Origin of the sequence: Peptoniphilus sp. (assembly GCF_022767005.1) — a bacterium.
Classification (GTDB): Bacteria; Bacillota; Clostridia; order Tissierellales; family Peptoniphilaceae; genus Peptoniphilus_A.
Window position 1 is genome coordinate 1 of sequence record NZ_JALEOV010000101.1, and the last position, 11,779, is coordinate 11,779.

At 34.5% G+C, this 11,779-nt stretch carries 13 protein-coding genes; all 13 read left to right on the forward strand.

From position 1 onward, the window contains the following. On the forward strand, positions 1-834 hold an 834-nt coding region (locus MR285_RS07505), incomplete at its 5' end, for a terminase TerL endonuclease subunit (protein WP_293559614.1). Positions 835-845: 11 nt separating this feature from the next. Then, positions 846-2,030 (forward strand): phage portal protein, encoded by a 1,185-nt coding sequence (locus MR285_RS07510; protein ID WP_293559616.1) that lies wholly within the window; start codon positions 846-848, stop codon positions 2,028-2,030. Continuing rightward, complete coding sequence (locus MR285_RS07515; RefSeq protein WP_293559618.1) at positions 2,014-2,652, forward strand: head maturation protease, ClpP-related; 639 nt, start codon at positions 2,014-2,016, stop codon at positions 2,650-2,652. The genes MR285_RS07510 and MR285_RS07515 overlap by 17 nt, the downstream gene beginning before the upstream one ends. A gap of 1 nt (position 2,653) precedes the next feature. Then, entirely contained in the window at positions 2,654-3,859 is a 1,206-nt protein-coding gene (locus MR285_RS07520; protein WP_293559620.1) for a phage major capsid protein, read from the forward strand. 2 nt (positions 3,860-3,861) lie between these two features. Beyond that, complete coding sequence (locus tag MR285_RS07525) at positions 3,862-4,035, forward strand: hypothetical protein (protein ID WP_293559622.1); 174 nt, start codon at positions 3,862-3,864, stop codon at positions 4,033-4,035. Between the two features lie 2 nt (positions 4,036-4,037). Continuing rightward, entirely contained in the window at positions 4,038-4,343 is a 306-nt protein-coding gene (locus MR285_RS07530) for a hypothetical protein (protein ID WP_293559624.1), read from the forward strand. After that, the gene (locus MR285_RS07535; protein ID WP_293559626.1) at positions 4,321-4,632 is read left to right on the forward strand and encodes a phage head closure protein; all 312 of its coding nucleotides are present in this window, start codon (positions 4,321-4,323) and stop codon (positions 4,630-4,632) included. The genes MR285_RS07530 and MR285_RS07535 overlap by 23 nt, the downstream gene beginning before the upstream one ends. Further along, entirely contained in the window at positions 4,604-4,990 is a 387-nt protein-coding gene (locus MR285_RS07540) for an HK97 gp10 family phage protein (RefSeq protein ID WP_293559628.1), read from the forward strand. The genes MR285_RS07535 and MR285_RS07540 overlap by 29 nt, the downstream gene beginning before the upstream one ends. Next, a complete protein-coding gene (locus MR285_RS07545; protein WP_293559629.1) occupies positions 4,980-5,291 on the forward strand; it encodes a hypothetical protein in 312 nt (103 codons plus the stop codon). The genes MR285_RS07540 and MR285_RS07545 overlap by 11 nt, the downstream gene beginning before the upstream one ends. Before the next feature lie 11 nt (positions 5,292-5,302). Beyond that, on the forward strand, positions 5,303-5,878 hold the full coding sequence (locus MR285_RS07550; RefSeq protein WP_293559631.1) for a major tail protein: 576 nt from the start codon (positions 5,303-5,305) through the stop codon (positions 5,876-5,878). Between the two features lie 6 nt (positions 5,879-5,884). Further along, positions 5,885-6,433, forward strand: coding sequence for a hypothetical protein (locus MR285_RS07555; protein ID WP_293559633.1), 549 nt, complete (start codon positions 5,885-5,887; stop codon positions 6,431-6,433). A 53-nt stretch (positions 6,434-6,486) separates the two neighbouring features. Further along, positions 6,487-9,531: a phage tail tape measure protein gene (locus tag MR285_RS07560; RefSeq protein WP_293559635.1), complete on the forward strand. Its 3,045-nt coding sequence runs from the start codon at positions 6,487-6,489 to the stop codon at positions 9,529-9,531. Then, positions 9,524-11,626 (forward strand): hypothetical protein, encoded by a 2,103-nt coding sequence (locus MR285_RS07565; protein ID WP_293559637.1) that lies wholly within the window; start codon positions 9,524-9,526, stop codon positions 11,624-11,626. The genes MR285_RS07560 and MR285_RS07565 overlap by 8 nt, the downstream gene beginning before the upstream one ends. Positions 11,627-11,779: the final 153 nt, after the last annotated feature.

Genomic DNA, 11,779 nt, shown 5'->3' on the forward strand with positions numbered 1-11,779 from the left:
TGGACTGATGAGGAAACCTGGATGCAGGCGAACCCTGGACTTGGAACTATTAAAAAGACTGATGCTTTAAGAGACAAGGTCAACAAGGCTAAAGCTAATAGTAAGCTTGTAAAAAACTTGCTTACTAAGGACTTTGATATACCAGAAACAACGGGCGAAGCATGGTTAACATTTGAAACTATAGACAACAGAGACACCTTTGAAATGGCAGACTTAAAGCCTAGATACTGCATAGCTGGTATCGACTTGTCAGCAACTACTGACTTAACTTGTGCGACTATAGCCTTTAAGGTGCCAGATGATGAGACAATTTATGTCAAGCAAATGTACTGGCTACCGTCTGACTTAGTGGAAGTTAGAAGTCATGAGGATAAAATCCCTTATGATGTCTGGGAAGACAGAGGACTTTTAAGAAGGTCGGGCACTAACAAGGTGGACTACAAGGACACAACCAAGTGGCTTTTAGAAGTCCAAAACGAAATGGACTGCTATATCTACAAAATTGGTTACGACAGATGGTCTGCACAATATCTTGTAGATGAGTTAGATCAAACTTTTGGGAAGATTACAGTACCAGTAGCACAAGGGGCAAAAACTTTTTCCAATCCAATGAAAAGACTTGAAAGCGACCTTAAAGCAAAGAAGGTAAATTACAATAATAACCCAATCACTAAATGGAACTTGTCCAATGCAGCAATAAAGACTGACACCAACGGCAACATAGCACTATGTAAGACAAGCAATCCAAGGCGAAGAATAGACGGTGTGGCATCTCTAATGGATGCACTAATAGTTTTTGAAGATAACCAGGAAGAATATTTAGCTTTAATTTAAGGAGGTGAAAAATGGGAATTTTTGATTTTTTAAAAAATAAAGATGAGATTGTAAAAGTCTCTGGCTACAAGATGGTAACAGAAAGAGGCGAAGGTTTTTACTCATACAACGGTAATCTCTACGCATCTGACATAGTGAGGTCTTGCATAAGACCCAAGACACAAGCTATTGGAAAGGCTTTGGCAAAGCACATAAGAAAAGACGAGGTCACAACGCAAGTAAACCCTGAAGTCTATATAAGATTTTTGTTAGAAGAGCCTAATCCTTATATGTCTGGACAAATGCTGCAAGAGAAGTTGGCAAATCAACTAGCACTTAACAACAATGCCTTTGCGCTCATAGAAAGAGATAGTAATGGACTTGCTAAGGCAATTTATCCAATAAATTCTAGTAGCGTTGAAGCATTAGAAAACAATCAAGGCGGAATCTTTTTAAGATTCTTAATTAAGGGCAAATACTACACTTTTAGATACTCTGATGTCATACATCTTCGCAGAGATTTTAATAATAATGACATCTTTGGCGAGAGCCCAGCTAAAGCCTTAACTCAACTGATGGAAATTGTAAACACCACAGACCAAGGAATAGTTAAGGCAATTAAGAATAGCAATACGATTATGTGGCTTTTAAAATTTAATAATGTGCTTAGAGAAGAAGACATAAAGAGACAAACGAGGGAATTTGTCCAAAGCTTTTTAAGCGTAGATTCAGATTCTGCTGGAGCAGCTGCGACAGACTTAAAGTTTGATGCTCAACAGGTAGAACCTAAGAATTATGTGCCTAACTCAACGCAAACTAAGGGAACTGTGGATAGAATTTACAGTTTTTTTAATACCAATGAAAGCATTGTACAAAGTAGCTACAACGAAGACCAATGGATTTCGTATTACGAAGCAGAGGTTGAACCAATACTTGTACAGATGTCAAACGAGTTTACAAGAAAGTTATTTACACGCAGGGAAAGAGGATTTGGAAATAAAATTATTTTTGAATCATCAAACCTTAACTTTGCGTCAATGCAAACTAAATTAAATTTAGTCCAATTTGTGGACAGAGGAATAATGAATCCTGATGAAGTAAGAGAAATTCTTAATATGGCACCAATTCCTGATGGATTGGGACAAAGCTATATTAGACGACTTGATACACAAGAAATAGATAGCGGAGGAGGTGAAGAAGATGCCAATAAAGATTAATGGAACTATTGTCGGCAATAATGATAAGTGGATCTATGACTGGTGCGAAATGGAAGCTTTTTGTCCAAAGGATTTGGAACTTGTTGATGGACAAGATGTAGACATAGAAATTAACTCGCCAGGCGGATACATCTACCCAGCCTCTGAAATTTACACAGCACTTATGCAACATAGAGGTAATGTCAATATTACAATAACTGGTAGAGCAGCAAGTGCAGCATCAGTTATAGCTATGGCAGGTACTAAGGTTGTCATGAGTCCAACTGCGCAAATGATGATACACAATGTAAGTGCATCAGGTTCTGGAGATTATAGAGACTTTGAACATTATGCAGAGCAACTTAAAAAATCCAATGACACCATCGCAAATGCTTATATGCTAAAGACTGGAAAGACTAGGGAAGAAATCTTAGATCTAATGGACTATGAAACATGGTTTACTCCAGAGGAAGCACTAGAAAATGGATTTATAGACGAGATATTGTCCAAGTCAGACAGTGTAGATGAATTCAGGTTAGTAGCAGCGAGTGACTTTTTAATTCCACAAGCTGTTATTGATAAATTAAAGCAAGAAAAAGAGCAAGAGCAACTAAATCTATTGAAGTTAAAGGAGAAAATTTAAAATGAACAGAGAAAAATACTTAGAAATGAGAGCAGCTATGCTTGATGAGGCACAAAACCTTATCAATGCAGGAAAAATTGAAGAAGCAGCAACAAAAAGAAAAGAAATTGAAAAGTTAGACGCAGACTTTGAAGAAGCATCTAAAGAACAAGCAAATCTTGATGCCTTAAATAAGGAAAATGACAAAGTTATTGATATGAAAAATCTATCAGTAAGCGAAGGAGGCTTAAAAGCAGTGGAAAAAATTGAAAAGAAGAATCCAGTAAACTACGAAGATGTATTTGCCAAGGTGGCACTACAAAGAGATCTTAACGAAGACGAAGTTAATTTATTTAACGAAATGAACCCAGAAAATGTGTACACTCACAACACAACTAACACTGAGATTCTAATCCCTGAAACTGTTATAGGTGGGATTATCGACACTATGAAAGAACTACACCCAATTCTAGCCGATGTAGTAGCAACTAGAATTAAGGGAACTGTAAAATATGTTAAGAGAACTGGTATTCCAGCAGGAGACGCTGACTATTACGATGAAGCGACTCCAACAGCAGATGAAGAAAATAAATTTGGAGAGTTAACTCTTAATGGCAAAGAATTATCAAAGGCTGTTACAGTAACTTGGAAGTTACAAGCTATGGCAGTTGCTGATTTTATTCCTTTCATCACTAGAGAGCTTGGAGAAAGAATGGGAGTTGCTAAGGCAAAAGCTTTTGTTAAAGGGAAGGGCGATGCTAAGTATCCACAAGGTGTTGTAACAGCTATCGAAGCTGAAGAAAGCACACCTCAAAAGGTATCTTACAAGGCTGATGGCTTAACTTACAAAGACATCACAGCAGCTATGGCAAAGATTAAATCTGGATATGTAAGCGGTGCTAAGATCTATGCTAACAATGCAACTGTTTGGGGATCTCTTGCTAATCTATTAGACGGTCAAGGCAGACCTCTATTTATTCCTGATGTAACTACAGGCGGAGTAGGCAGAATCTTTGGAATCCCAGTAATGGAAGAAGATGCTATGGGCGACGGAGAAATTCTAATCGGTAACATGGCAGCAGGTTATAAGGAAAATATCTCTGAAGACATGAAGTTAGTTACTGAAAACCATGCAAAGGCAAGAACAACTGACTTTGTTGGATATGAAGTACACGACGGCGGAGTAATCGATGAAAAAGCTTTTGCTTACCTTGTTAAGGGAGTATAAACATGGCTTATAGAGTAGTAAGTGGATTTCAAGACACCGAAACTGGTGTTTTTTATGACATCCACGAAGTTATCGACGATAAAAACAAGAACTTAAAGAAGTATTTGGATGCAGGTGTAGTTGTAGATGACGTACCGAAAAAGAAGGAAGTAAAGAAAACAGAAAAGGGTGAATAAACATGACACCTGAAGATTTATTATCATATTGTAAATTACTTTTAAGACAGGCAAGCACTGATGTTTTTGATGAGGAAATCAAGATTTTAATAAGTGCTTGTCTTTTAGATTTAGATCTAAGTGGAGTTACAAGAGCTGATGATGATTTGATAAAGAGGGCAGTAGGAATTTATGTAAAGGCTCATTTTGGGAGTGAAAATCCAGACAGGAACGGTCTTATAGATTGCTACAATTCTTTAAAAACTCATCTGGCTTTAAGCTATAAGTATGGAGATTATTTGCCTCATGAAAAAATCAGTAGTAATTAAACTTATAAAAAATAGTGGAACCGACACTGATGACTGGGGCAATCCAATTCCACAAGTTGAAGAATGGCATGTTTTTGCAGAGAGAATGTCTGTTAGTCAGAATGAATTTTACAGGGCTGCCAATCAAGGTTTAAAACCTAACTTTGTTTTTGAGATTTATGCAGAAGAATTTAGGGATGCAGACCTTGTGATTTGTGATGATATTGAATACACAATAATAAGAACCTATCAGAGGACGCTTGATAAGTTAGAGTTAGTATGTGAAAGGAAGGTTGCAAATGTCAATTGATATTTCTAAAGATCTTAAAGAAATACTAGACGATTATGCAATCGAAGTTAGTGAAGAGGTTGACAAGGCAAGCAATTCAACAGCTAAAAGCGTTGCTAAGGATCTAAAAAGCAGTAGTCCAAAAAAGACTGGTAAATATGGACAGTCATGGTCTAATAAAGAAGAAAGAGGAACCGTTCTAAACAAGGCCTTTGTTGTTTATAATAAAGAGCATTATAGATTAACACATTTACTAGAATATGGTCATGCCACAGTAAATGGGGGTAGAGTTCCACCAAGACCACATATAAAACAAGCTAAAGAAAGAGGAATGCAATTCTTCGAGAAAAAAGTTAGGAAGATGATAAGTGGCAAATAGAATAAATCCAATAAAACTTTTTAAACCTTTGAACATACCAGTTGGATATTTTAAGAATCCAAAACCAGGGGTTGTGCCATTTATGGTTTATTATGGTGTTGGTATGGATAGTACAATAGCAGATAATATAAATTATTTTAATGTGCAGAGGTTTAATATTGAGTTATATACACTTGAAAAAAGATTCGATTTAGAAGATAAAATCGAAAAAATATTGATAGAAAACGAAATAATTTTTGAAAAGGGACTAGATATTTTTATTCCAGAGGATAAAACTTTCATGGTCCCTTATTACATTTAAGGAGGCATAATATGGCTAATAAAAACAAGGTTGAGTTTGGCTTATCAAACGTACATGTTGCAATTGAAAAAGGTGATGGATGGGATGTTCCAAAACACATTCCTGGTGCAGTAACTTTTACACCGTCTGCTGAGTCAGATGACTTTCATTTTTATGCAGATGATGGGGACTACTATAATGAAGCCACAGATAATGGATATTCTGGAGAATTGTCTATGGCATTACTACCTGATTGGTTTCTAGGATCTGTACTAGGTTATAAAAAACTTGATGATGGTGGAATTGTTGAAGTTAAGAACGCTCCTAAAAAGAGATTTTGCTTAATATTTGAAGGTAAAGGAGATAAAGAAAAAACTAGACACATGTTTATAAACTGCGGTGCTGGTAAGCCAACAGAGGAATTTAAAACACTTGAAAATAAAAAAGAAGTAAGAGTACAAACAATGCCTATTACGGTTTTAGGGGATTTGGAATCTGGTGTAATTAAATTAAAATATAGAGAATCTGATACAGGATATTCAACACTATTTACTAAGATTCCAGATTTTAAAGGCGGAAAAGATATAAGTGTAGAAGAAAGCGTGTGATAGTAGATGCAAAAAATAATTAATATTGATGGGAAAGAAGTCCTTTTTAAAACCTCTGGAGGATTTTTTAAAAGATATAAAACTCAATTTAAAAGAGATCCAATATCAGACATTTTTTCTTTAGTAGATATTCAAAATGAAAATGGAGAAATAGATTTAAGAAACTTTGATGCTGAAATTCTTCAGGATATTTGCTGGGCTTTAGCTCAGAATGCAAATAAATCAATTGCACCACCTGAAGAATGGTTGGATCAGTTTGAAGAGTTTCCAATCGCTGACATAATTGTAGAATTGATGGATTTAATAATTAGGTCAATCTCAAGCTCTATTGAACCAAAAAAAAAACATGACGAGAGGGAATCTGAAGAGTTTTTAAAAATAGAGAACATTTATGTAGGAGCGATTGAAAGAGGCCTATCCATTGAAGATATGGATGAAATGGACTTGGGTGATATCATTGATTATGTAATAACTTATAACAATATGCATGATGAAGATGATGAAGAAACTGAAACAGTTAGAAAGGCTACCCAAGATGACTGGAACAATTTTTAAGAAAGGGCTCAATATTGAAGCCCTTATTTTTATTTTCAAAGTGAGGTGAGATAATGGCTGGAAATATACGAGGAATTACAATTGAAATTGGTGGTGATACGACCACATTACAAAAAGCTTTGAAAGATGTAGAAAGTAAATCTAGGGATTTGAATAAGGAATTAAGAGATATTGACAAATCAATGAAATTCAATCCTGATTCTTTTGAACTTTTAGATCAAAAAGCAAGAGTAGCTAAAGAAGCTATAGCAAACTTAAAGGATAAACTGACTACTTTAAAAGATGCACAGGAACAAGCATCTGAAGCTTTAGAGAATGGGGATATAGGACAAGACCAATACGATGCTCTTAGTCGTGAAATATTAAAAACTGAGAATCAATTAAAGTCATATGAAAAAACTCTGAAGGAGTCCTCACGAGAAGAAGTTGAAAATAAAAAAGCAGCGGACGATAGAAAAAAATCTCTTGAAGACTTACAAAAGAGTGGCGAGCAGCTAAAACAAGAAGAAGAAAAGCTTTCAAAAGAATATAAGTTGCAAATTGCAGAAATGGGCAACAATGCAAAAGAATCAGAAAAGCTCGCTGCAAAAAAAGAATATTTGTCTAAGGCTATAGCAAATGCAGCCGAACAAGTTGTAAATCTAGAAAAACAATTATCGGATGCCAAGCAAATTTATGGCGAAAACTCTGAAGAAGTTGCAAAGTTAGAGTCAAAATTGACGGAAGCGAGGACATCTGCAGCACAATTTGCAAATGACTTTGAAGCTATGGGTGGTAAGTTGACAGAGGTGTCAAAGAAATTTACTGAAGTTGGAGATAAGATAGAGAGCATTGGGAAGTCAATGTCCACTAAGGTCACTGCTCCAATTACAGCGGGATTTGCAGTTGCATTTAAAGGAGCCGCTGATTTAGAAGATGCCATGGGGGCAGCTCATCAAGTATTTGGAGACCATGCTCAAGATGTTGATGATTGGACTAGCAGTATTGAAGACTACTATGGAGTTTCTAAAAAAGAAGCTTTAGAATATGCAAACACTATGGGATCCATGCTTAAAAATATCGGTGGTAAAACTGATGAAGAAGCTGCCGCAATGTCTGAAAAACTTGTTAAACTTGCTGGCGACTTATCCGCCATGTTTGGTGGGAATACAGAAGATGCAGTAAGGGCCTTAACTGGTGCTTTAAAAGGAAATAACTCAATGCTAGATAACTATGGTATGGGAGTTAATGAAGCTACAGTTAAGACAAAGGCTATGGAAATGAGTCTTGTTGGAGAAAAGGAGCAGATGAGTCTTGCTGCTAAACAAGCTGCAACGTTGGCTCTTATCATGGAACAAACGGGAGATGCGCAAGGTCAAGCAGCAAGAGAAGCAGACGGTGCATCAGGAACCATTAAAGCTTTCCAAAAAAACCTAAAAGATTTTAAAGATACCTTAGGTCAAGAGTTAATACCAATAATAACTCCCTTTATAAAGCAGTTAAATGAATTGATTAAAAGTTTTGGTAAGTTAAAACCTAGCACAAAAAAAGCGATAGTAGGATTTGGCTTATTGTTAGCAGCTATAGGTCCTTTGCTCACAATATTTGGAAAATTAATGAAAGTTGTTGGGACTTTTTCAGGAGCTATGGCAATAGTAAATGGAGCCACCACAAAAGGTGCAACTCCAGCAATGATTGGATTATCAAAAGTGATACCTGTACTTGTAAAAGGATTTGGATTAATTAAAGGTGCTTGTGTAGCTGTTGGTGCAGCTTTAAATGCTGGTCCAGTAGTAGGTGCTTTAGCACTCGCTGGAGCAATTGCCACTGTAATTGCAGCTATTAAAAATTGGGACAAGATAAAGGAATTTTTCAAAAGTGTGGGAGAAAAAATTGCTGAGTTTTGTGGGGACGCAAAAGAAAAACTTGGCGAGTTTGGCGAACACATGAAAGAAAGTTTTGGCGAGACTTGGTCCAGTATGAAAGAACAATTATCTCAAGAATGGTCTGAAATGAAGGATAATCTTTCTGAAAGCTGGAACACAATAAAAGAAAATACTAGTGAAGCTTGGTCAAATATTCAAGAAAATTTGTCCGAAAAATGGAACTCTATAAAAGAGAAAGCTAAAGAATGGGGTTCTACAATCAAAGATACTTTGTCAGAAACATGGACTGAATTTTCAAGCAAGACCAGCGAAGCTTGGGGAAATATACATCAAACATTAGGTGAAAAATGGGATGGAATTAAGGAAAAAGCAAAAGAATGGGGATCCAATTTAAAAGAAGAATTATCAGGTGTTTGGGGAGGTTTTTCAGAAAACCTTGGACAAACATGGGATGGAATTAAAGAAAGTCTATCTGAAAAATGGGGCAGCATAAGTGAGTCAGCGAAACAAAACTTTGATAGTATGGGTGAAACTATAAATCAAGCTTTTAATAGTATCAAAGATGGCGCTGGGAATATAATTGAGTCCGTCGTAAATGGAATGTCTGGTAAATGGGAGAATATGAAAACCAATGCTGCAAATGCTTGGGATTCAATGAAAGATACATTAAAAAATAAAGTATCAGATATTGGAGATGCAATAAAAAAATTAGGTGGTTTAAAAGACTGGTTCTCTGATTTATGGAATGATATAAAAGAAAGGACTAGTCAAAAATGGCAAGCTATAAAAGAAGCAGCAATGGGACCTTTAAAAGCATTGTTGCAAAATATCAGAGACTTTTTTAACAAAGTTAAGGATTTGTTTAATATAAAATTAGAATTTCCAAAAATAAAATTGCCGAAATTTAAATTAGAAGGTAAGTTTTCCCTTAATCCGCCATCTGTACCAAAACTTTCAGTTCAATGGAATAAAATGGGTGGTATTTTTAAAAAACCTACAATTTTTGCTACTCCTAATGGATATCAAGGTGTCGGTGAAGCTGGTGCTGAAGCAATAATTCCAATTGAAAAATTAAAGGACTACATGAGTGAAGTTTTAGATAAAAAACAAGATAAAGGCGGAGACACTTATATATTCAATGTTAAATTTGATGAAATAAGTGAGTTAGAACAATTCATAAAAATGGCAAAGGCTAAAAAAAGAATAGCAAAGCAAGGTGATGTAAATGCCTAGTATCAAATTACCTTTAGAGGATAAATTTTCCAAAAATATAATAGTTGTGTGGGAACAGATGCGTGATCAATTTAAGAAACATCACTATATTAAACTTAAGGAACATTCTAATGGAAAATATTTATTTGGAATAGATACCGGTAATTTTACAAATGCTGACATGGTAGAGAGTAATTATTACAACTATCCTAACAACAAAACTTTATTTAGTTTTTCAAAAGAACTAAATGAGTTAATACCTGAAAACACTTATCTTAAAAAGATTGAATTATATATCTATGTTAAAAAAAATTCAGAAAATTTATTATCTCCAGCTGAGATAGCTTTATCTTTTCAAAAAGGAGAACCTGAAGATACAAACAACTCTGGGAAATCATACAATGAAAAATATACGAAACATTACTTTAAAGATGGATGGAATAAATTTGAGTTTACCAGTGATTTTTTAGATATTAGTGCAAAATTTAGAAGTTTAAACTTAGCCATATTTGAATGGTCCATATTTAGTAGTAATTTACAATTCACGGACAAAGATTTAGGCTTAACCACTATAGAAAATGCTGAAAATTTTTTAGTTCCTTATGATTCTTATGACGATTCTAATCCCCCATATGCAATAGTTGAATATGGATTTAATAAACCTAAAAGTGCAGATTCATTAACACCTGAGAATAAAACTGTAAATCCAAGAACATCCATTAGATTTACATGGAATACTAAAATAGCACAGACAGCATATGAACTATCATATAGTGTCAATGGAGGAAACTATAAAACTATAACAAAGACAACTGTTGACAGGTTTTATAATATGCCAGCAGACACAATAAAGGATTTCAGTGGGTCTGTAAATTGGAAGGTTAGGGTTAAAGATGAGTCAGATACATGGTCTGATTATCAAGAAGCAAGTTTTACTTTAGGTGTTCCTGAGCAAATAGCTCCAAGGCTTATTTATCCTACTGGGTCCTATATTAAAAACACAGAACCTTTGGAATTCTCATGGGTATTTGTCACAGACACAATAGAAGAACAAAAATCTTATGAGTTGCAATACAGAATTAACAATGGAGATTGGAAAAGTATAAGCGAAGAAACAAGTAGAACTAATTATACTCTAAATGATATACGCTCATTTGGAACTTCGACGGGACAATGGAGAGTTAGAGTCATAAATAATTATGGTGAAGAGTCCCAATGGTCAGAAATTGGAAAGTTTCAAGTTTATGGAGTTCCACCAAGACCGCAAATTGTAAGTGTAAGCAATAAGAATCTACCAACAATAAAATGGTACTCGGACCAGCAAGAAATGTTTAAAATAAGAGTTATAGATAAAGATAATAACTGTATTTATGACTCGGATTATATTTTAGATTATGCAAATAAAGAATTTAAAATTCCTAAAGTTATAAACAATGGAAAATACACCTTCACTCTAACTATAAAAAACAAATATGGAATAGATTCAGAAAAAGCCGAACTAACCCAGAAAATTGAAGTTATTAATAAAAAAGAAGTTGATTTTAATATTTTTAAATCAAATTATTTTTTAGAAATAGTTTCAAAAGAACCAAACTTTTCTGTAATAAGAGATGGAAAATCAATTGGTAAAACTGAAGACGGCTCATTTAAAGATTATACAGGGGCTAATGGGAAATATTACAATTATCAAATTATGGTTGAGTCAGATGATGAAATAAGCCTTAGCAAAGTTATAAAAGCTAAGGTGGACTTTATAGGTTGCACATTAGCAATCGTTAATAATCCTAGCGATTTTATTGTCCTAAGATATAACATTGATAATTTACCTGGTAGATCACTTGAATTATCTATTAATGCAAACGAAATAGAAATAGAAGGGGCAAAATATCCTTTTATAGAATATGGAGATACGGTATTAGACCAGAAATCCTATGATTTTTTCATAAAAGATAAAGTTAAATTAACAAATATGATCGAACAAAAAGAAGAGTTCTTGCTTAGGGATTATTATGGAGATAACATTTGTGGACTTATAAAAAATATTGGACTTAATAAAAATAGGTTTGGTTATGAATTAAACTTTACTATATTGAGGACGAGTGACAAATATGAATAGAAAAGTAAGTTATAGGTATGAACTCTTAAATAAGAATAATTTAAAAATAGGAGATCTGGACATGATGTCTGGATCTATTGATTGTAAAGCTGATGCAAAGATTAAGAAGAGTGGAAGTTTTCAAATTTCAGAAAGTATTTTCAAGGACATAGA

Excerpts from the sequence above, each read along its gene's own strand:
- MR285_RS07510 (WP_293559616.1), top strand. The coding sequence starts at position 846 with ATGGGAATTTTTGATTTTTTAAAAAATAAAGATGAGATTGTAAAAGTC.
- MR285_RS07515 (WP_293559618.1), top strand. The coding sequence starts at position 2,014 with ATGCCAATAAAGATTAATGGAACTATTGTCGGCAATAATGATAAGTGG.
- MR285_RS07520 (WP_293559620.1), top strand. The coding sequence starts at position 2,654 with ATGAACAGAGAAAAATACTTAGAAATGAGAGCAGCTATGCTTGATGAG.
- MR285_RS07525 (WP_293559622.1), top strand. The coding sequence starts at position 3,862 with ATGGCTTATAGAGTAGTAAGTGGATTTCAAGACACCGAAACTGGTGTT.
- MR285_RS07530 (WP_293559624.1), top strand. The coding sequence starts at position 4,038 with ATGACACCTGAAGATTTATTATCATATTGTAAATTACTTTTAAGACAG.
- MR285_RS07535 (WP_293559626.1), top strand. The coding sequence starts at position 4,321 with ATGAAAAAATCAGTAGTAATTAAACTTATAAAAAATAGTGGAACCGAC.
- MR285_RS07550 (WP_293559631.1), top strand. The coding sequence starts at position 5,303 with ATGGCTAATAAAAACAAGGTTGAGTTTGGCTTATCAAACGTACATGTT.
- MR285_RS07555 (WP_293559633.1), top strand. The coding sequence starts at position 5,885 with ATGCAAAAAATAATTAATATTGATGGGAAAGAAGTCCTTTTTAAAACC.
- MR285_RS07560 (WP_293559635.1), top strand. The coding sequence starts at position 6,487 with ATGGCTGGAAATATACGAGGAATTACAATTGAAATTGGTGGTGATACG.
- MR285_RS07565 (WP_293559637.1), top strand. The coding sequence starts at position 9,524 with ATGCCTAGTATCAAATTACCTTTAGAGGATAAATTTTCCAAAAATATA.